This window comes from Streptomyces humi (genome assembly GCF_001005085.2).
Taxonomy (GTDB): domain Bacteria; phylum Actinomycetota; class Actinomycetes; order Streptomycetales; family Streptomycetaceae; genus Streptomyces; species Streptomyces humi.
The window spans coordinates 42,315-63,602 of the sequence record NZ_LBMU02000115.1 but is presented as its reverse complement, the minus strand read 5'-3'; the positions used below and the strand labels follow the sequence as shown (position 1 = coordinate 63,602).

Here is a 21,288-nt window from a genome sequence, read left to right as displayed (position 1 = left end):
CGACCTCCTGCGGCCGGGTCGGTTGGGAGTGGGGACTACCAGGTGGGTCAGGAGTTCCAGAAACCTTGTTGCTCGTCGAACGGGGGCATGGAGCTGAGTACTCCCCGGGCATCCTCAGGGGAACGGCCCTGCCCAAGGAGCGCTTCGTACACCTGGCGGGCGATGTCGACTGTCTCCGGAGCGGCCGGCCCCGGACCGCCGAAGGGTTCGGGGTCGTCGACCGTGTCGGTCTCGTGGAGCATGCGGAGCGCCGTGACCGGGACCGTTTCCTCAAGGAGGCGGATCATCGAGCGGACGACGTCCGGGGTGCCGCCCTGGTCGTCCATCGCTGCTTTCACCAAAGGGTGTTTTCTGTTGATGCGCAGGACGATCCGGCCGTCGTGGCGCTTCACGTTCCAGGCGAACTTCAAGGGGTCACCGTGCGCCCGCGACACCACTTGACCACGCTGCCGTGCGGAGCGGGAAGCCGCCTCGCGCGTGTACCTGGCGATCCTCTCCAGGTGACGCCGCAATGAGACAGGCGGAACGACGCTCGCCTTGCGCACGTCCACGCCCCAGTCGGTGTCGGCCTCCGCAGGGATGTCCACAGCGATCCGCGCGAGGTTGTACTTCTCCTCGCGCCGCAGCCCGCGGATCCCCAGCCAGTCACCGGCCAGGATCAGGCGGTCACGACGGTAGACATAGAACCCCTGCTGCCCCAGCCATCCCTTCTGCCCGGCAGCCGACTCGTATTCGGCTTCCGAGAGCCGCTGTGCCGTCGGGAGAACAAAGGGCTCCACGCGCACTGACGCCGATCCCAGCGGTAGAGGCTCCCAGGGGATCCGCTGAACAGACGGGTGCTTGGACAGAAACGGGTCCCACGGGGAGAGGTCGGAGCCACGCACCCGGAGCCGGCACCGGGCAGGGCGCTGCAGGAAACGGGCAAAGACCATCGCAAGGTGGGCTTCGGTACGCTCCGCCTCCGCATAGAACTGGGCCTGCGTCTTTTCGTCGTCGCTGGCCACGACGGTGTTGTGGTAACCGGAGAGTTGCTCCCACAGGACGATGGTCCCGTGCTGCATGCTTCCCCCGATCCGACGCAGGAGAGCGGTGGTCGTGTCGCCTGGGTCACGGAGGAGCCGCCACTCCTTGTAGTGCTCCACGACGCCGAGGTCCCACGTCCGGACGTGCCAGACTCCGTCCCTGACCGTGGCGACCGTGAGCTTGCGGCACTGGGAGAACGAGGCAGACTTCAGCCCCACACCGAAACGGCCGAGATCCGTGGCGCTCCGCTCGGCTGACGGACCGCGTGCCGCCACCGTCATGGCGGTCACAAGCTCGGGATCCGTCATCCCCCTGCCGTCGTCCGTCACAGCGATCCAGGAACTCTGTCCGTCCCACGTGAAGTCGACGTCGATGTTCCGGGCCTCGGCCGAGACACTGTTGTCCACAAGGTCCGCGATGGCGGCGGGAAGCGAGTAACCGAGCGAACTGAGCGACGCCACCATGCCAGCAGGGTCGGGAGCGGCGACGTCGAAGTCCATCTTCACGCTCCGTACCCGGTGTACCCGGTCAGTCCTGTGCGGTCGGTTCGCCTGTGTGCTCCGGGGAGCGGCATGCGGCAGGACTACTCGGGCCTCGCGCGGTGAGTGTGTCGCTACTCGTCCCACGACAGCCGAAATCCCCCGTTCGGAGCATCCTACCGAACGGGGCTCGTCTGACGTAGGTGATCTCTGTGGAAGGCTCTCTGCCGGCTTCGCGAGGCACAACCCGTGCGTCGCTCGGTTTCCTGGGTGGAGGACACGAAGATCCCGCTCTCGTCCCGACGAGGCGTCACGCACACGTGTGCACTGGAATAGTCGCAGGCCGGTTTCGATTGCTCCTCCTGTAGTGATCGCGGGAGGGGGACGCTGGTGACCGACCTGAAGCTGTTCCGTCAGGATGCCGACGGCCAAGACGTCGAGCTGCGCGGCTCCACGGTGACCCTGGAAGTGGAGCTGCAGCGGCGGGTCGAGGCAGGCATGGAGGCCATGCTCGGCATCCGCTTCCTGGCGTCGGAGTACCCGACGGGGCCTTGGCACCGGGGCCGGATCGACTCGCTCGGCTTGGACGAGAACGGCACACCCGCGCTGATCGAGTACAAGAAAGGCGCTGACAGCGGTGTCCTGTCGCAGGCGGTCTCCTACCTGTCGTGGTTGGACTCCGCGCGTCACGAGTTCGAGGCGCTGGTCAAGGAGCAGCTGGGCTCCGAGGCCGCCGAGTCGATCGACTGGCGGACCCCTCGGATGGTCTGCGTCGCCGCCGGCTTCTCGCACCACGACCGAGTCGCGGTGCACCGTCTGCGTGAGCGGGTCGACCTGGTGCGCTACCGAGTCTTCGAGGGTGGGCTGCTGAGCCTGCTGCTGATCGAGTCCACTCCCGGATCCACGAGACCGGTCTCGGATCGTCGCCAGAGCCGCGAGCGGCAGGGCACGGCCGGTGACGCCGACGGAGGCGGGAAGACATCCGCTGAGGCAACCGCCACCGCGGATGCGGTTCCTGGCTGCCTACAGGACCTGTACGCCGAGCTGAACGAGGCCCTCACCGCTTGGGGCGAGGTCGAGGTGGCTCAGCTTCGGCACTACATCGCGTACCGCCGGATGGTGAACGTCGCCTCCGTCATCTTCCGCCCGAAGCGCGAGGCGATCCTGGTCTACCTCAAGGTCGATCCGGACACGGTCGAGTTGGAGGAGGGCTTCTCGCGCGACATGCGCGGTATCGGCCACCTCGGGACCGGAGATCTGGAAGTGCGCATCGCCTCGGCGTCCGACCTGGAGAAGGCCGGGCCGCTGATCCGGCGGGCGTTCGAGGCGGCCTGACGCAAGAGGAAGGGCGGCTGGTGCATCAGTTTCTCGATGCACCAGCCGCCCTTGTCCGTCTGCGGTCCGTCGGCCCCGGTCCGGTCGCTCTCATAGTCATGCCTCCGGTCCCGCCAGAACGAAGTCCTCCTGGGTCAGCTCCGCTCGGAGCCTCGCCTCAGCGACGTCGGCGTAATGCGCGGACAGCTCGGCTCCCACGAACTGCCTGCCTTCGCGCAAGGCTGCGACGCCTGTGGAGCCGCTGCCGGTGAAGGGATCGAGGACAGTGCCGCCTTCGGGGCAGATCTGCACGAGCTGCTGCATGATCTCGACCGGCTTCTGGGTGATGTGGACACGGTCCTTGCGGGGCTGGGAGGCGATGAAGTGGCCGGGCAGGTAGAGGTCCCGGTCCTTTTCGAGGCTGCCCTTGACGCCCCAGACGATGAACTCGGCCGACTGCTTGAACCCGCCCTTGCGGGGCCGGCTGGCGGGCTTGATCCAGGGAATCGTGCCGCTCCAGGTCCAGCCCGCCATCTGCAGGGCGTCGGACGTGGTCGGCTCCTGACGCCAGTCGGAGAAGACCATGGCGACGGAGTGCTCGGTCGCGGCCCGGTACGCCTCGGTGAGCAGCGCGGTCAGCCAGCTTCGATAGCTCCGCTGGTCGCGGTTCTCGCCGGGGAAGTTCTGCAGGTCGTGCGCCGATCCGGCCGTGACGTACTTGGCGCGGGCGGTGCGGCCGGTGCGGTCGGAGCTGGTGCGTCCGCCGGAGTTGTACGGGGGATCGGTGATGACGGCGTCGACACTCTTGTCCGGGAGGGTCTTCAGCACGGTGAGGGCGTCGCCTCGGTGCAGCGTGTAGCTCATGCGCGGGGCCTCTTTCAGGGCACGACGGGACTGTGCCGGCTCCGGACGGCGGTCAACAGCGGCCGCTCGGAGCGGGGTTGCGTCGGAGGGTAGCCGCGATTTCCGGCCGCCCCTAACGTGCCTGTGCAGCGCTTCGGGCCCGGGATCGGGAGTCGTTTGGTGCGGCCGGAATCCCGGTCTACTGTCTCGCCAAGCCACCGAGGCGGGGTCCGGTTACACCGCCGCTGACCTGCGCTGATCCGTGTTGCCGCGTCCAATGACATGGATCGGAAGGCATGTTGCCCCCCTTCCCGAAGCCGTGAGGAGACCCGGTGCACCACCTGAGATTACGAGCGCGGCTGACTGCCGCGCGTGGCCTGAACCCGGCGCCTGGGAGCTACCAACTCCCCTGCCCGGGTCCGCCCTGAGAGGCGGGTTCACATCGGCGCGGTGCCGACGGCTTTGCACGAGAAGTCGGCACCGCGCCTCCTACGAACCGCGAGGAGCCGCTGCGATGCAGCACGTTCAAGCACGCCCACGCCCTGACCCAACACCGTTGCCCGGCGGGACTGTCCGCCCCGGCGAACGGCGGCGGTGATGAAGAAGACCACCGGAGCGGTCGTCGGTCTCTTCGCCTCCGGTCCGCTTCTGCTGGCTGTTCCGATCCTTGCAGTCGGGGCCGGCACCGCTTCGGCCTCCTGCTCGACCGGCGGTACACAGGCTGTGGATACCTCGGCCGTTGCCGCTCAGGTGAAGGCGATCATGGACGGCAGCGGCAAGGGCACGGTCTCCGTGCCAGGCCTGGAAGACCCGGCCGAGCAGATCCCCAACGCCAAGACCATCCAGGCCACCGGCGTCGCGATGAACATCCCGGCCCGGGGCCAGATCGTGGCCTTGGCGACCGCCTTCCAGGAGAGCGGCTTGCGGAACCTGACCTACGGCGACCGCGATTCACTGGGCCTGTTCCAGCAGCGACCGTCGCAGGGATGGGGCACCGCGAACGAGATCCTCGACCCGGTGCACGCCTCGACGATGTTCTACGAGGCACTGGAGAAGGTCTCGGGCTGGCAGTCCCTGTCCGTCGCCCAGGCCGCCCAGGCGGTGCAGAAATCCGGTTTCCCCGAGGCTTACGCGAAGTGGGAGCCCCTGGCCACCGCCTTGCAGCAGGCGATCGAGCCGCTGTTGTCGAAGGCCGGCGACACGTCGCCGAGCCCCTCGCCATCCGGATCGGACAGCACGGCCAGTGCTCCGCCGAGTGCCGCGGGCAGCTGTACGGCCTATGGGGACGGCACCGACTTCGGAACCATCCCGCCCGGCGCAGTGCCGGCCGGATACAAGATTCCGGCTGACGCTCCGCCCAAGGTCCAGACGGCGACCCGCTGGGCGCTCGACCAACTCGGCACTCCGTACCAGTGGGGCGGGAGCTGCACCGATTCCCACGGGAGCGACCCCATGGGCCGATGCGACTGTTCCTCCCTAATGCAGCAGTCGTACAAGGCCGCCGGGGTCACTCTCTCGCGGACGACGTACACGCAGGTCAAGGAGGGCAAGCCGGTATCGGTCGACGCTCTTCGGCCCGGTGACCTCGTCTTCACCGAGGGGACTGCCGAAGTCCCGGAACACGTCGGGATGGTCATCGGCCGGGGGTTGATCGTGAACGCCCCCCATACCGGCGACGTGGTCCGCCTCGCGACCCTCGCGTCCTGGAAGCCGCAGATTCTCGCGGCCCGCCGAGTCGTCTGACCGGCAATTCCCTTCCTCCCCCTCCCTGCGCCGACACTTCGCCCTCTCGGGCTCGGCATGCACTAAATCGAACTGGAGTTCGCAATCATGTACCTCGCCAATAAGGTCGTCCAGCTCGCATACGACCCTGGGATCAAACCGAACGAGGGCGGACTGCCGGGCCTGTCGGTCCTCAAGCAGGTGATGGGCTCACTCAACCTCTTCGGGATCATCGCCGTGGTCGGCGCGCTCGCCGTCAGCGCGGGTGTGTGGGCCTGGGGCCACCGCTCCGGCGGCCACCAGGCCGAGGCCAACGGCAAGAAGGGCGTGCTGGTCAGCGCCGGCGCGGCCCTCCTGCTGGGTGCCGCGAACGGCGTGGTGGCGTTCTTCAGCACGCTGGGGAGCCAGGTCCACTGATGTCTCCCCGTTCCACAGACCCCGGCGGCGCGTCTCGCGTGCGCCGCCGGGCACTGCTCGGCACCGCTGTCCTGGTGGTGCTTGTCGCCCTCGCCGGCCTGACCGCCTACCTCACCCGCGACGGCAGGACATCCTCCAAGGCTCCCGCACCGCAGACGAGTTCGGCTTCCCCCTCCTCCCCGACCGCTCCTGCCTCCGCTTCGTCACGTCCGCATGGGAGCCGGGGCGCCCTGCCCGTTCCCCCCTCCACGCACGACCCGATCGCCTTCGGCAAGGCGGCAGCCGCGGCGCTTTGGTCCTACGACACCCGCGCCTACTCTCAGCGCAAGCTGCTGGCTGCCCTGCACGGGTGGCTGACCAGCGAGACGAAGTACGCCGACACCGCCTCAGTCGACGCGCTCGTCCCCTCGCGCGTGCTGTGGAAGGAGATGGCCGCCAACGGCCAGTTCGCCACCGCCAAGGTGAACGAGGCGCACTTCCCCGACTCGTTCACCCAGGCCCTCCAGGCGGACCCCGGGGCGATCACCACCGCGTACGTCTACGCCGTGACGGTCTCCGGCAAACAGTCGATCGCCTGGAACGGCTCGCCGCACGGCGGCACCGAGAACCGCGTCACCACCCTCGCGGTCCAATGCCGCCCCTCCCAGCCCTGCGCCCTGGCCGGTGTCCTGTCGGCCGTCGCTCCCTGACCCCCGTCCGAGAAAGGAGGTATCGCCATGGGAGTCTGCGACTTTCCGCTGATGGACAAGGTCTGCGGCGCCGTCGACTTCGCCACCAACCCCGCCGGGACCGTCACCGACGGTATCGGGGCGTGGATCGCGAAGTCAGCGGGTGAGCTCGCCACCAGCGCGGCAGATCTCGCCGCCAAGGCCGTCAACGAGACCACCGCCATCGATCTCAACGCCGGATGGTTCCGGGACAACTACGAGCTGCTGTTGCCCATCGGTCTCGCATTGACCGTCGGCACGTTCTGCATCCAGTTGATGCTCGCGGCCTGGCGACGGGACGAACGCGCCCTCGCTCAAGCAGCGATCGGCACGATGACCGGCGTCCTCTTCTCCTTCTGTGCCGTCGCCTTCACCTCAGTGGCCATCACGGTGGTCGATGCCCTGTCCGACGGCCTGTTCCAAGCAGCCAACAGCTCAGTGGACGACGCGATCCGACGCGTCGTCAAGGTCAACGAGCTGGGGGCGATGTACAGCCTCGGCTGGGGCGTCCCAGCCCTCGTCGCCCTCGGCTGCGCGATCGGCGCCTTCATGTACTGGGGCGTGATGGTCGCCCGCAAGGTCGGCGTCCTGGTCATGGTCGCCCTCGCGGTCTTCGCCGGCTCCGGCGGGGGCTGGGAGGTCGCCAAACGCTGGCGGAGGGGCTGGATCGAGGCCACCGCCACCCTCGTCGTGTCGAAACTGCTGATGACCATGGTCTTCCTGATCGGCGCCTCGGCCATGGGCAAGTCCGACGCCAAGGACGGCATGGCCGCCCTGTCCGACGCGATGGCCGGCCTCGTCGTGATGGTCCTGGTCCTGCTCTGCCCGTACGCCACCTACAGGTTCGTCCACTGGGCGAGTGATGGCGGCGGACACGACGACCTGCACCGCACCGGTGTCGCCGGCATGGTGGTCGCCGCGGGCGCGGCGAAGACCGCGGGCAGCCTCGCGATGCAGGCCGGCACCGGCACTCCTGCTCCGCAGGGACCAAGCAAGGTCCCCGGCGCGGGCAGCGACGGTGTCGCCTCCAGCATCAACCCCTCCGGCGGCAACCTGAGCAAGGAGGGCATCGACGCCGGGCCCTCGAAGCCGCAGACCCGCTTCCGGTACGGCGAGGACCCGAATGCCTCCGGCGACAAGGGCCGCGCCCTGATCCAGCGCCCTGGCATCCCCGCGCTAGTCACACGGCCTGCCGATACCGAAGCAGGAGGCTCCGAGGGGGGCGTTCCCTCCGCCGGCCAGCCCGCTGGCGCGTCGATTCCCGGCAGCAGCCTGACCCGCGTAGGTGCCGTGTCGCCCGCCGGTCCCGCCGGTCCCGCCGCATCGCCGCCGCCCTCCACCGGCCCGTCGGCTACCGGCTCCCCGACTCCGACGAGCTGGGTCTACCCCAACCAGCCACCGTCCGGGTCCTGACCCGCCACCGCCCGGGGGGGGGCGGGCTGCTTCTCTCCAGCCCGCCCCCTTCCCCGACCACTGTCTGGAACCGCCATGTCTGACACCTCCCAGGCTGAAGCCACCACGGCCACCGTGAAGTTCCCACACCGCAGCAGGCGCGGCATCCTGCTCGGCCTGACCGCGCCGCAGCTGATCGTCGTGAGCCTCACCGGGCTGCTCCTGCTCGCCGTGATCCTCGCCCGTGGCGTGGTCGGCGCTCTCGAACTCGTCCCGCTGTGGGCCGCCATCGCCCTGCTCGTCTTCGTCCGTTACCGAGGCCGGGCCCTGGCCGACTGGGCACCGATCGTCACCCGGTACGCGCTCCGTCGGATGCGGGGCCAGTTGATGTGGCTGTGCCGACCCTCCCGCCGTCCGGTCCGCGAAGGACTGCTCCACCTGCCCGGGACCGCCGCCAGCCTGCGCGTGGTCAGCGCGCCCGACCGCAGGTACGGCGCCGTCCACGACCCTCACACCGGCACGCTGACCGCCGTCGTCAAAGTGTCCTCCCGCGCCTACGCGTTGCTCGACCCGGGCACCCAGAACGCCAACGTCAGCGGCTGGGGCCGTGCCCTCGCCGCACTGGCCCGCACCGGTCAGGTCGCCCGGATCCAGGTGGTAGAGCGCACCGTGCCGGACTCGGGCGACGCCCTTCGCCGGTACTGGGAAGAGCACGGCCAGCCCGATGCCCCGGTGGCCGGCCAGGTCTACAGCGAGCTGATCCAGAGTGCCGGCCCGGCCGCGGCTCCGCACGAGGCGTACGTGGCGGTCTCGTTGGATGCCAAGGCCGCCAGGCGTCTGATCAACCAGGCCGGAGGCGGTCTGACCGGATCCTTCAGCGTCCTGGCACAGTTGACCTCGACGTTCGACCAGGCCGCGCGTACCGCCGGGCTCAACCCCACCGGCTGGCTCACCGTCCGTGAGATCGCGGCAGTCGTACGAACGGCATACGACCCCAAGGCACTTGCCCCGCTGGACCGTTGGTCCTCTTCTGGCAGCCCCGAGGCCGACGCAGCTGCCGCAGGCCCGGTCGTGGTCGTCGAGAAGTCGGACCACATCGCGACCGACTCCGCCGTCCACCGCACGTACTGGGTGGAGAACTGGCCACGCATCGAGACGTCGGCGGGTTTCCTGCACCAGCTGCTGTTCACCGCCGGGGTGCGGCGGACCCTGTCACTGTCGTACGAGCCGAAGGGGCTGGACGCCGCCCTGCGTGATGTCCAGCGCAGGAAGGCCAGCGTGATCGCGGACGCCGCCGAGCGGGCGCGGCGCGGCCAGGTCGACTCCGAGGCGGACTCCATCGAGTACCAGGACATCAAGTCCCGGGAGCGTCAGCTCATCGCGGGCCACGCGGATGTCGCCCTGACCGGCCTGCTGACCGTCTCGGCCGACTCCGAGGAGGAGCTTCGTTCCGCCTGCGCGGTCGTGGAGACCGCGGCGGTCGGCGCCCAGCTCGACCTCAGGCCGCTCACCTGGCAACAGGCCGAGGCGTTCACCGCCGCCGCCATGCCGCTCGCCCTCTCCGCCTGATGCCGGCCCTCCTCCCTGCCGAAAGAGCGCCCCCATGTCCCACACCGCCAGCCCGACCGCGCAGGACTTCGTGCCCTTCGCCACCGCCGCGCTCGACTTCCACCGCGCTCTCAACGTGCCAGGCGGTCCTCTCGTCACCACACGCGCCGAGCTGGACGCTCTGCACGCCCACCTCGTCTCGCTGCACGGCCTGCTCGACGCCCACGCCGTCCGCACGGGCCAGCTCGTGCCGATCGAGGGCGACCAGCTCAGTGCCGCCCGCACCCGGATCTGGCAGGCCGCCGACCACCTCCACGCCGCCTACCACGCGGCCCCCCGACCCGGTTCCGGCGAGGTCCCCGACCGCGATGCGTGCCAGGCCGGCCTGCCGGAAGGCGCACCGGAGCTGACCATCTGCCAGCGCCACCAGCGCACCGCACACCTGGTCCGACGCCGTAGCACCCCGGCTGCCCTCCACGCTCCGTTCACCGGCCTCGTCCGCCACTGACCCCGCCCTCCGTCTGGAGAATCGCTCATGCCTCGCACCCGCGCCAGCGCCTCCCACCTGTTCGTCCCTCGCAAGGCATCGCGGGCCGATCAGCGCGCCGCCCGCGCCGGTTTCGCCGAAGCCCGTCGCCAAGCCCGCCTCGCCGGAGCCCCGCCCACGCGCCACGACGAGAAGACCCTCGACCCGGAGCTACGGCCGACCTACCCGCCGTCCGGTCGCCCCGGCCCCTCCTCCGCACGCGGCGGCAAGCTCAGCCTGCCTGCCCACCGGATGACCACCGCCACCGTGTCCGGCGCCTATCCCTTCCTCGCCGAGGGCGGCCTGGGCGCGGAGGGCATCTTCATCGGCCGCGACGTCCACGCGGAGGCCGCGTTCTGCTACGACCCGTTCTCGCTGTACAGCAGCGGCCGGATCGAGGGCTTCACCAACCCCAATGCGGTCCTGGCCGGGATCATCGGCATGGGCAAGTCCGCGCTGGCCAAGTCCATCGCCATCAGGGCGATCGCCCACGGTTACCGGGTGTATGTGCCCTGCGACCCCAAGGGCGAGTGGACGGCCGTCGCGCAGGCTCTCGGCGGCTACAGCATCGCGCTGGGCCCGGGGCTCCCGGGCAGGCTGAACCCCCTGGATGCCCCGCCCCGGCCCGCCTCGGTGAGCGAGAACGACTGGTCGACCGAGGTCCGAAAGCGCCGCCTCCTGCTCCTGGCCGGCCTCGCGCGCACCGTACTGAAGCGCGACCTCCAGCCAATGGAACACACGGCCCTCGATCTCGCGCTGGACCTGGTCGTCACCGAAGCCGAGGCACGTGGCACCGTGCCCCTGCTCGGCGAGATCGCGCACACCCTCGGCTCGCCCGAGCGCCTCGACCGGGCCTTCGGCGACCAGGCCGGGCGGATGGGGGCCGCCGCACAGGACCTCGCGCACGCCCTGCGCCGTCTGGTCCACGGCGACTTGAGCGGCATGTTCGACGCGCCCTCGACCGTGGCATTCGACCCGACCACCCCGATGCTGTCCATCGACCTCTCCCGCCTGGGCGGCTCAGGTGACGACACCGCGCTGGTCCTCGCGATGACCTGCGCGAGCGCCTGGATGGAGTCCGCGCTCGCCGACCCCGACGGCGGCCGACGCTGGGTGATCTACGACGAGGCATGGCGCGTGATGAGGCACGTCGGCCTGCTGGAGCGCATGCAGAGCCAGTGGAAGCTCAGCCGAGGGCTCGGCATCGCCAACCTGATGGTCATCCACCGCCTCAGCGATCTGCTGAGCGCGGGCGACGCCGGCTCACGCGGCAGGGTGCTGGCCGAGGGCCTCCTCGCCGACTGCTCCACCCGCATCATCTACCGTCAGGAACCCGACCAGCTCGCCGCCGCCGCGTCGCTGCTCGGCCTGAGCGGAATCGAAACCCAGGCCGTGTCCGCCCTGACCAAGGGCCGTGGCCTGTGGAAAGTCGCAGGTCGGAGCTTCATCACGCAGCACATCCTGCATCCGGCCGAGCGTGAGCTGTTCGACACGGACGCCCGGATGCGAACAGAACCCCGTGAGTTCACCGGAACTGACGAGACTTCAGTTCCTACGCTAAGCGTGGAGGCGCGGCAGTGAGCCGCCGCGGGGTGTTCCCTGTTCGGTGCGGTCGAGGACGCCGCCCCGCTCCAGCGTCACCCAGCGACCGGCCCGGCCGCGAGTCCGGGCAGCGGCGCATCGGCAACTCACGGGAACGACCGCCTCGCCGCAGCCCGGACCGAGGAGTTCACCGATCTGTTCCGCGAGACGGTCACGGAGGACTTCGGCGCGGTGGCCCGCCTGCATCAGATTCTCGAAACCGCCTCCGAGTGGTGTCGCTGCCACGGTGCCCGCGGCAGCGCGTCCGAGCTGGACATCATCGCCTCCCGGCTGACCGACCTCGGCGAGGAGCTGCATCTCGTCGCGAAGAACGTCGACCACGAGATCCGCTCCCGGTCGCACCAAGCGGCAGCAGCGCCCCGTCTCTCGCCAGCAGCGTCGGCCCAGGGCACTTCCCCGGCCAGCAGAGCGTCCCTTCGGCTCCGGTCCCGCCCTCCGTCACGCGCTCGCTGCCGCGTTCGCGGTGAGGCACCCGCCCAGAAACGAGGAATCTCAATGATCGTGTCAAGCCGCCTGCGTGACCGGCGGGGCGGAGGTGAACAGCCTCTTGTCACGCAGCATCGCCCACAGCACGTCGACCCGGCGCCGGGCGAGGGACAGCAGAGCCTGGGTGTGCAGCAGCCCCTCGGATCGCTTCCGAAGGTAGTAGTCCCGGGATGGTCCGGGCCGCATCATGGCGGTCTGTGCGGCCATGTAGAAGATGTGCCGCAGGCGCCGGTTGTAGCGCTTGGGCCGGTGGTAGTTGCCGGTGCGGCGGCCGGAGTCCCGGGCCACCGGGGCCAGGCCCGCGTGCGAGGCCAAGCGGCCGGCGTCGCGGTAGCCGGACAGGTCACCGACGATGGCAACGAACTCCGCCCCGAGGATCGGGCCCATGCCGGGCATCGATTCGATGATCTCGGCGCGGTCGTCGGCGCGGAAGGGTCTCGCGGATCTCCCGGTCGTTGTCCTTGATCCGTTCGTCCAGAGCCAGCAGCTGGTGGGCGAGGTCACCGACCATCCTGGCGGCCCGCTTCTCCCCGGGCAGGGAGGTCATCTGGGCCTGAGCCGCTTCAACCGCTCTGGCGGCGACATCGCCGGCGCCTCGGACCTTGCGGCGCTCCAACCAGGTCGTCAGCCGCTTCACTCCGATTCGACGCAGAGCGGCCGGGGTCTGGTACTCGGTCAGCATGACGACCGGGCCCTTGGCCGCGGAGTAGTCGAAGGCACGCTCCAGAGCGGGACAGATGCCCACCAGCAGGTCACGGAGCCGGTTGACGAGCCGGACCCGGTCGGTGATCAGGTCGGCCCGGTAGTTGGTCAGCAGCTGGAGGGTGGAGACCAGCTCCGGCGGCGTGTCCAGCGGGGCGAAGTCCCGGCGCATACGCGCCTGGTCGGCGATCACCCTGGCATCGCGGGCGTCGGTCTTGCTCTCGCCCTTGTAGGCCGCGGACATGCGGTTGACCGTCCGTCCGGGCACGTAGACGACCTGCTGACCGTGGGCGATCAGCAGCGCCAGCAACAGCGTGGAGGAACGACCGGAGATGTCCACCGCCCACCGCACCTCACTGGCCCGCTCCCGGGCGGTCTCGATCAGTGTGAGGATCTGCGCTTCGTCGTTGATCACTTTCGTCGAGAACAGCGTCCCGCCGTCGGCGTCCAACGCCACCGCCCAGTGATGCCCCTTGCCGGCGTCGACACCGACCCATATCCGTGCGTGAGCCGTGCTCAAGCCCCTCGCTCCGTTCCACCGAGACCAACACCTTCATGGCCCGAGGAACACCCCGCCGACAGGTCCCTAACCAGCGATGACCGCAGTTCTCAATCAGTGGCCGGAGCGTCCCGGAGGACCGGGCGGCCATTCCTCGTGAGCCATCGACAGCAAACAACCATCAGCCACACCCAGTCCTCCCGGACCGCCAACCATTCTTAGGGAAACGACCATGCCTGTCCCTTCCCACCCCTCCGCCACCCCTGACCGCCAGCCGCAAGATGCCGGCGAGCGGGCGGCATGGCGGAAGCGCGTCCAAGCCTTGGCCTTCGCTGCTGACGGCATCAGGCAGGCTTCGGACCGATGGGACGCAGTCTCTGACTCGTACTGCGACGAGGACGGCTGGCCCGTCGACGAAACCGGGTACGCCGACGGCAAGGTGGCCCGGGACGCCGCCGCCTGGGAGCACGTCGAGACCTTCCTGGCCCACGGCCCCGAAGTCCTCGCCACTGTCCGGGCCGCCGCGCAACCAGCCGACTACGTTGACGGCCCGATCAGCGCCGACCTGCTGCGCCTGCGGGGAATCGACTCCGTACTGGAGCGAGCAGGCGAGATCCGCCGCGAGTGGGACCAGGTCATCGCGCTCATGCAGGGATCCATGCCCGGGTCGCGGGAGCTCTACGAAGAACAAGCCCGCGAGATCCGCAACTCCGAAGGCTGGCACTACGCCGACGAACTCAGCTACACCGGAGCGGCGTTGGCCAGGGCAGCCGATCACCTGACCGACCGGATCGGTGTCGACCAGTCCGCGCACACAGGACGTGTCCACGCGGCCCTGACCCGATCCACCTCTCCCCAGCGCGGTGCCTCCGCCGCTTCGCCGCCCGCCTCGGCGGCGTCCGACCACCCTGCCGTGCGCCGCTCGCGCTGACACCTCTAGCACCGACCTCCGGCGAGGCCAAACCGTCCGATCGCCGGATCCTCGACGAACGCCACCACCCCTGCTGTCCCCGCCTGGCTGCGGCTTCCCGCCGTCGCCGGCCGCTGGGACGGCCGACCACGGAGGAGTCCACGTGCGCCCCGATCAGACCCTGGTCACCCTCCAACGCGAGGGCACACACATCACGGCGCGCACCAGCGAACCCTTCGTCCAGGAAGCCGCCGCTGGCGCGTCGGAGCATGACCACCCGTACAGCCACCTGACCACGCCGCTTCGGAAACGCGGACTTTCCTGCACCGTCGAGTACGGCCTCAGCGACTACCTCGTCCACGCCGAACTTCCCGACGGCAGCGCCCTGAACATCTCTCCGCCCCAGGAACCGCCCACCGACCACCCGCCCGGATACCCGGAGAGCTGGTTGGTGACGCGCGGGCATCCCGACGACTCCACGCTCCACGAAGTGATCTACGACTCGGAGCCCGACGGTCCCCACGCCCGACATGGCGGCAGCATCCCCCCGCCTGTTCGCCGCCATCGACACCCGCCTCGATCAGCTCGGCCTGCCGCCCCGACCGGAACCGCGGCGACCTGCCCGGAAGAGTGCTGCCGACGCGGTGCTCCACCGTGCGGGCTTCGTCCCCGTCGTGCTGTTCCGCGAGCGCTTCCACCGGCTGCCCTCCGCCATGACCGACCTGGTCGAGCAGCGACAGATGGTGACCCGGGCCGTCGACATGCTGCAGGCCGAGGGCTTCGACGTCTCGTGCGATCCCGGCCTGCTCGACCCCAGCCTGCCGCCCCCTGGCGATCAGGGACTCAGCCTCGGCGACCGGCTCGGCCACCTGACCGAGTCCACCCAGTCGGCGGCGCGCACGGGCGAGGTCGTCGCCGCACTGAGCGAGCTGACCGCTCCCGGCGACGGCGTTCTCCAGCGTCTCGTGGAGTCCCTCGACACAACGGCCGACTGGTGGGAGGGCCTGGGCGAACCCGCCGATCCCCACTACGCGAACCGGCTGCGTTACATCGCCCAAAAGCTCGACTCCTACGCGTTGGACATTCGGTCCATGCGCGGCGAAATGGCCGACCGGCACCCGGGCTCGCCGGCCTCACGGCATACGACCCCGGCCGCGCTGCCGTCTGCTTCAGCCGCACCTCCCCCCCTGCCTCCTGCCCGGCCCTCGTCCGCACCCGGTCGCTGACCGCTGCCCAGCTTGGAGCCCGCCGTGTCCCGCACCAGCAGAACCGTCCCCGCCATCGCCCTCCCCTCTCCCCCTGCGCCCACCGGATGGACCCGCCATGCCCGCCCCCGAGCACGACCCGCTTCCCGACGTCGCGGTCAGCCGCCACCCCGACTTCGGCATCGTCGCCGCCAACGCCAAGCAACTGGCTGCAAGCACAAAGGGATTCGACTTCCACCCCGTCCCCGACCACCCCAACCTGTACGCGCTGGCCAACCAGAAGCGTGATGGGGAAGGCCGCGCCACCCGGGCCGTCGCACTGCTACGCAAGGCCGGTTACCGGGTCGACGTGGACGCCGTGTTCGACACCTCGCTGACCTCCGGACCAGCGCCCGCCCGTGGCCGGCCCTCGCGCGTCGAGCCGGACATCGCGTTCGCCGAGCATCCTCAGCTCGGCGTGGTCGCCGCCACCGTCGACGGTTCCTCCGCTCTCGGCGGCCCGCTCATCCTGGAAGAGCACGGCTGGCGGCACAACCCGAGCCTGGACATCTACACGCTGCCCACCACCACCGACCGCAGCGAGGCGCTCGACAAGGTCGCCACTGCCACGCTGGCGATGCACCGGTCCGACCTCCATGTGGCCGTGCAGCCCCTCCTCGCCCAGGACATAGCAGCGCGCCGCTCACCCGCGCCCACGACGGCAGCGCTCCACCAGCGTGGCCAGGGCTTCACCACTCCCAAGTTCCCCGTCAGCGCCGCCGCGCTCGCCGCCAGTCCGGCCAGCGCCGGCCTGCCGGGTAAGGCGCCGGTTGTCGCGCCTGCCGCCTCCGGCCCGGCGGCCAGCCCAGTAGACCCACGCATCGCGTTCTCCCGCAACCGCCGACAGTGAGGGTGAAGCCCAGCATGTGGGCCTGCACAGCCGGGCGTCGGGACTGTATCGGCGGCATCCGCGGCCGTGGCGCCTCTGCTCGCGGACAGGCCGGCGTTCCGGCCAGTTGTGCCGGTACTCCGTGGAATGAAATGATCTGACCTGCAGCCCGAAGGATGGGTGTGGTCGTCTTCGGGGAGGGCGAACGTGTCAGCACGAGACCAGGTCGGAGAGCACTTCACCCTGCTTGAAGTCGGTTCCCGCACCGGAAGCTTCGGCGTTGTTCGTAAAGGGATCGACAGGCGCGACGGCTCCTTTGTGGCCGTGAAGTTTATCAATAGCCAGGCCGACGAACTGAGCCAGCGAGTTTTTGAGCGCGAGCGGCGCACGCTCAAGGACCTGTCGCACCCCAATATCGTTCCCTACCGCGACTCAGGCATCGACGAGACCGGCAGTTACTACATCGTGCTGGACTGGGTTGAACGCAACCTCGACGACCTGCTTGCGGACGCTGGCCCATGGCAATCGTGGGATCGCCTCGCGAAAGAGATCGCGCTCCCCATCGTCGATGCGATGGCGTACACCCACCTCAAGCAGGTTGAGCATCGAGATCTGAAGCCAGCGAACATCCTGATCACATCCAGCGGGGTTCCGATGTTGGCGGACTTCGGCATCTCCAAGATCCGGGGCGACTTCGAGGAGACCACCAACACGGTCGCCGACTGGCACTCACGGCCTTATGCACCACCCGAGATCAATGCCGACATCCGCTACGTACGTGACGTCTACTCTCTCGGTGTCCTTCTGATTCAGTGCATGAGCCCCTCGCGCCTCAAGACATGGGATGACGTCGAGCAGGCCGTCCTGGACATCGGGGTTCCGCCGGAAATCCGGCGAATCCTGACCGCCTGTGTGGCACGTGTTCCGGGCGACCGCCCGAAGAACGCGAGCGACCTGCTCGCAGCGCTCACCGCCGCTCAGAAGAACCGCGTCGCGAACGCAGCGGCGGCATCACCAAAACCGATCTGGCTGCGCATCACGGGTAAGGCGACAGCAGGGCTGACCGGCGCGCCCGAGAAGCGCTTGGAGGCTCAGGCCATCGTTCAGGCCAACCTCACCGGAGACGTCCACGCAACGTTCCTGCTCGACCGCGATTCGGGAGAACCGCAGCGCGACAGCATCTTCATCATCGGCGACTCGTGGCGCTTCAACATCAAGTCTGACGCGGACGGTGCCGTGATGGTGTCAGCGCGGCAGATGGAACTGGACGCGCTGGAGGGATACCGGCGCCGAGGGCTCCTCCTGCCGAAGAGCTACTCGTGGACGTTCCATCGGCCTGCGAACCTCGAGGCTGCCAAACAGGCGATGGCCGACTTGATCCATGGACTTGACGAATTCTACGCTGAGAAGGCCGAGCAGATCGCTGCTGGCACGGTTGATCGAGCGGGCGACGACCTCTTCGATACCTGGCTTCGGATTCTGACTGCCCGTGAAGAGCTGGCGCGCGGTGAGAAAAAGCCTCTCCCATACAAAGCTTTCAAGGTCCGAAGGCGCGAGGCGACCTTCACACTCGCGGAACCGGTCGAGCAAGACCTCATCAACACCGAGTGGCGCGTAAAGGACCAGTACACCGACCGTCGTTTCGGTTGGGGCGAGGTCGTCGAACACGATGGAGACACCGTCGTCATTCTTGGCAATCGGTGGGAGAGCATCCCAGATCGCGGTGTGCTCATCCCCCACATCGGGCCGGACGAAGTGGCCATCGGACGCCAGCGCGAAGCCGTCATGTCAGTCAAGAGCGGTACGGCGGCACGGCCGGAGCTGCGGGAGTTGTTGCTCCAACCGGAGACTGCCTCGGCACCGACTCCAGTTGAGGTGACCGACTGGAGTCGCGACCTCGATCAGCGTAAACAGGAAGCAGTCAGCACAGCGCTCGGCGCCAAGGATGTGTACCTGGTGCAAGGCCCGCCAGGTACTGGCAAGACAAGCTTCATCGCTGAGCTGGTGGAGCAGTGCCTGCTCGCCAAGCCTGATGCCCGCGTTCTCATCGCCTCCCAGACGAACGTTGCGGTCGATAACGCCCTTGAGAAGCTCGATCAGGGCGGCTTCGTCCGCCTGGTCCGTCTGGCCAGCGCAGATCAAAGTCGGGTAAGCGAGCCGGTGCGCCACCTTCTGCTGGACGCCCAGATGAGGAAGTGGGCGCAATCTGTCCGTCGTAAGGCGGAGTCGTACCTCAGCGCGCAGGCCGAGGCTGCCGGTATATCGGGATCACACCTGCGGGCAGCGCTCGCGCTACAGCAGCTAGCGACGACCGTCCGTGAGATCCGGGCATTGCAATCGCGGGTCGTGGAAGAAGAGGAACTTCCCGAGCAGACGGAGCTCACGACCGCGCTGGGGGTGTCCGATTCAACCACTTCTGCACAGGAACGTGTCGACGCGCTGATTGACCTCCGTGATGAACTCTTCGAGGAAGCCCAAGCAGCTCTCGCCGGCGATCTGACGCTATCGCTCAGCATGTCGTCGGAGGAGGCACTCCACGCGGTCGACGCTCTCGTGGGTGAAGGCACCGAGTCGCGGGCACTGCTGACGCACCTTCGGCTTCAAGGTCAGTGGCTCCAGCGAATCGCATCCGACCAGCGCCTCGCGGCAACGTTCCTGGATCAGGTCAGCGTCATCGCTGGCACTTGTACGGGCTTCCTTCGTCATCCTGCTGTGCGCCATCTCGACATCGACGTGTGCATTGTTGACGAGGCATCGCGGGCGACACTGACTGAGGCGCTGGTCCCAGTTTCTCGGGCCAGCCGCTGGATCTTCGTCGGTGATACCAACCAGTTGCCGCCTACCGATGAAGAGCTGCTCCGCAGTAAGGAGCTCCTCGAGGAGCATCAGCTCACCAAGGCGGACATCCAAGAGACGCTCTTCCAGCGGCTCGCCACCCACCTGCCGGAGCACTCCCAGATCCTGCTGAACCAGCAGTACCGCATGATCCGCCCCATCGGCGATATGATCAGTTCCTGCTTCTACGGCGGTGAGCTGGTCTCGCACCGGCAGACCGGTCTATCGGGCTACGTCCAGGCGTACGGCAAACCCGTCCTGTGGATTGACACGTCGTCGCTCGGCGGACAGCGTCGCGAGTCAGCGCCGCAGGGCACTGCGACCAGCTACGCCAACCGCGCTGAAGTGCGCGTGCTCACCGACCGGCTCAAGGTGCTGAACAAGGCCATCGAACATAACCTCATTCAGCCTGCGAAATCCGGCACACCCTTGGACGTGCTGGTGATCGCGCCCTACGTCAGTCAGGTGACGGAGCTGAACGTGCAGCTCGCCGCAATGCGCCAGCGGCTCCCCTATCTCGCCATCACCGTGATGTCGGTTGATGCGGTTCAGGGTCGCGAGTCCGACGTCGCCATGCTCTCGATCACCCGTAGTAACAGTGCCGGGCAGCTCGGTTTCCTTGGTGCGGACTACTGGCGCCGTATCAACGTGGCGCTCTCCCGCGCTAGGTATGGCCTGACCATCGTCGGCGACGCCGGGTTCATCAAGGGCACGCTCGGCGCCCTTCGAAACGTGCTGTCCTACATCGAGACGCACCCCGATGACTGCGAGATCAGGATGGCCGACCGATGAGCCTCACCGCGTCAGAACAGATCCGGCGGCGGTTCGGGAACCAGAGGCCTGGACTGGAGCTGCTCGGGCTCGTCGAGGCCGCCGTGCCCGTCACAGTCCTCCGCGTGGACGTGCTTGCCCAGGAGCGCAAGCAACTGCCGCTGCTCGACGAGTTCATCATCCAGTTCGTATACGAGGGCGTGCAGACGATCGATAAACTGGCGGCGCTGCTCGGGCTTGAACACGAGCAGGTGCTCAACGCCACGGCTGAGCAGGTCAGCGAAGGCAACATCCGCCGGAGCGACGGGCGTCTCGCCCTGACAGCGCAGGGGCTGGAGGTTGCTCGCAACGTCGTGGCCATCCAGCCGGTGTTGAAGCAGCTGCCCGTCCCGTTCGACCGCATCATCTGGAGCATCAAGAACTACGCGCAGATCAGCTTGATCAAGAAGAAGGTGGCGGAGGAACGTGGTTACCTCCTGCTCCCGCGTAAGAAGCAATCCAGCGTCGCATTGACGGACCTCACGGTCGAACAGTTCAATGAGCTGATCCGCCACCGCGAGGACCGCGAGCGGCTTATCGAGATCCTCCGCATCCGTAAGATCGCGTCCCAGACTCAGCACCTCTACTTGCCGGCACAACTTCTCGTCTACGGCAACCCCGAGCAGGGTGAGGCTGAACTGGAACTGTGCATCGATGGCGAGCTCCAGTCGGCGCATGGGCTCGAGCTTGCGGCCATTGGCGCCTCCGAGAAGCTGGGGTTTCAGGTCGGTCAGCCCGAGCCCCGGCCGACGCTCAGCCCGGAGCTCGAAGAGGTGCGTGTCCCGGCCGAACAGATCGAGGCACTCGTTCAGGGCGGTGTGAAGACGCCCGACGGACGCACCCCTGCGACCGAAGCACCGCAGACGGTGGCGGAGATCCCCGTCCGGAGCGTCAGTATGTTGGAGCACCCCGATCACCTGACCGCCGCGCTCGACTCAGCCCGCAAGCGGATCCTCATCATTTCCCCGTGGGTCAAGGGTGGTGTTGTCAACACCCACTTCATAGAAAGGCTTGAGCGTCGGCTACGTGCCGGCGTCGAGATTCACATCGGCCACGGCATCGGTCCCGACGACCGAGGCAGCGACGAGTGGGTACTTCAAAAGCTGCGCAACCTTGCCCAGCGCTACGAAAACAGGTTCCACTTCGTGCGGCTGAACAACACCCACGCCAAGATCCTGATCTACGACGGGATCTGGATTAACACCAGCTTTAACTGGCTCTCCTTCAAAGGCGACCCGAACCGGACCTTCCGTATGGAGGAAGGCACGCTCGTGCAGATCCCGAGCGAAGTCGATAAGGCATACAGGCAGTACGTCGAAGTGCTAGAGACTGACGCCAAGCCGTAGCTCGACCGAGCACCGCACGCCATAGTCGGCGATGGCGACGGGTCGCCTCACTCG

At 68.2% G+C, this 21,288-nt stretch carries 15 protein-coding genes and 1 pseudogene; 13 read left to right on the top strand and 3 right to left on the bottom strand.

Annotated features, from left to right (window positions below; translation table 11 throughout):
• Positions 1–47: 47 nt before the first annotated feature.
• A complete protein-coding gene (locus AAW13_RS40470) occupies positions 48–1,523 on the bottom strand; it encodes an ATP-binding protein (protein ID WP_046732156.1) in 1,476 nt (491 codons plus the stop codon).
• Between the two features lie 369 nt (positions 1,524–1,892).
• On the opposite strand from AAW13_RS40470, the gene AAW13_RS40465 reads away from it, so the two are divergent.
• Positions 1,893–2,837, top strand: coding sequence for a DUF5655 domain-containing protein (locus tag AAW13_RS40465; RefSeq protein WP_046732155.1), 945 nt, complete (start codon positions 1,893–1,895; stop codon positions 2,835–2,837).
• Positions 2,838–2,933: 96 nt separating this feature from the next.
• Here the strand turns inward: AAW13_RS40465 and AAW13_RS40460 are convergent, their stop codons facing one another.
• On the bottom strand, positions 2,934–3,680 hold the full coding sequence (locus tag AAW13_RS40460; RefSeq protein WP_046732154.1) for a DNA-methyltransferase: 747 nt from the start codon (positions 3,678–3,680) through the stop codon (positions 2,934–2,936).
• Positions 3,681–4,256: 576 nt separating this feature from the next.
• Here AAW13_RS40460 and AAW13_RS40455 point away from each other — a divergent pair.
• From AAW13_RS40455 to AAW13_RS40425, 7 genes are all read left to right on the top strand, one after another.
• On the top strand, positions 4,257–5,402 hold the full coding sequence (locus tag AAW13_RS40455; RefSeq protein ID WP_046732153.1) for a C40 family peptidase: 1,146 nt from the start codon (positions 4,257–4,259) through the stop codon (positions 5,400–5,402).
• Positions 5,403–5,489: 87 nt separating this feature from the next.
• Positions 5,490–5,798: a DUF6112 family protein gene (locus tag AAW13_RS40450; RefSeq protein WP_046732152.1), complete on the top strand. Its 309-nt coding sequence runs from the start codon at positions 5,490–5,492 to the stop codon at positions 5,796–5,798.
• Positions 5,798–6,487 carry a hypothetical protein gene (locus AAW13_RS40445; protein WP_046732151.1) on the top strand — a complete coding sequence of 230 codons (690 nt, stop codon included), beginning with the start codon at positions 5,798–5,800 and terminating at the stop codon, positions 6,485–6,487. The genes AAW13_RS40450 and AAW13_RS40445 overlap by 1 nt, the downstream gene beginning before the upstream one ends.
• A gap of 27 nt (positions 6,488–6,514) precedes the next feature.
• On the top strand, positions 6,515–7,918 hold the full coding sequence (locus AAW13_RS40440; protein ID WP_046732150.1) for an SCO6881 family protein: 1,404 nt from the start codon (positions 6,515–6,517) through the stop codon (positions 7,916–7,918).
• Between the two features lie 75 nt (positions 7,919–7,993).
• Positions 7,994–9,466: an SCO6880 family protein gene (locus AAW13_RS40435; RefSeq protein WP_046732149.1), complete on the top strand. Its 1,473-nt coding sequence runs from the start codon at positions 7,994–7,996 to the stop codon at positions 9,464–9,466.
• A 34-nt stretch (positions 9,467–9,500) separates the two neighbouring features.
• On the top strand, positions 9,501–9,953 hold the full coding sequence (locus AAW13_RS40430; RefSeq protein ID WP_046732148.1) for a DUF6238 family protein: 453 nt from the start codon (positions 9,501–9,503) through the stop codon (positions 9,951–9,953).
• Between the two features lie 27 nt (positions 9,954–9,980).
• Entirely contained in the window at positions 9,981–11,552 is a 1,572-nt protein-coding gene (locus AAW13_RS40425; protein WP_046732147.1) for an ATP-binding protein, read from the top strand.
• Positions 11,553–12,077: 525 nt separating this feature from the next.
• On the opposite strand, the pseudogene AAW13_RS40415 reads toward AAW13_RS40425, so the two are convergent.
• Positions 12,078–13,281: pseudogene (locus AAW13_RS40415) on the bottom strand (IS110 family RNA-guided transposase).
• Between the two features lie 211 nt (positions 13,282–13,492).
• Here AAW13_RS40415 and AAW13_RS40410 point away from each other — a divergent pair.
• The 5 genes from AAW13_RS40410 to AAW13_RS40390 all read left to right on the top strand — a co-directional run bounded on the left by AAW13_RS40410 (position 13,493) and on the right by AAW13_RS40390 (position 21,234).
• On the top strand, positions 13,493–14,191 hold the full coding sequence (locus tag AAW13_RS40410) for a hypothetical protein (RefSeq protein ID WP_240528893.1): 699 nt from the start codon (positions 13,493–13,495) through the stop codon (positions 14,189–14,191).
• A 509-nt stretch (positions 14,192–14,700) separates the two neighbouring features.
• The gene (locus tag AAW13_RS45330; RefSeq protein ID WP_143145085.1) at positions 14,701–15,396 is read left to right on the top strand and encodes a hypothetical protein; all 696 of its coding nucleotides are present in this window, start codon (positions 14,701–14,703) and stop codon (positions 15,394–15,396) included.
• Positions 15,397–15,493: 97 nt separating this feature from the next.
• On the top strand, positions 15,494–16,264 hold the full coding sequence (locus AAW13_RS40400; RefSeq protein WP_046732145.1) for a hypothetical protein: 771 nt from the start codon (positions 15,494–15,496) through the stop codon (positions 16,262–16,264).
• A gap of 186 nt (positions 16,265–16,450) precedes the next feature.
• Entirely contained in the window at positions 16,451–19,870 is a 3,420-nt protein-coding gene (locus AAW13_RS40395; RefSeq protein ID WP_052768678.1) for a serine/threonine-protein kinase, read from the top strand.
• Positions 19,867–21,234, top strand: coding sequence for a hypothetical protein (locus AAW13_RS40390; protein ID WP_046732144.1), 1,368 nt, complete (start codon positions 19,867–19,869; stop codon positions 21,232–21,234). The genes AAW13_RS40395 and AAW13_RS40390 overlap by 4 nt, the downstream gene beginning before the upstream one ends.
• Positions 21,235–21,288 lie beyond the last annotated feature (54 nt).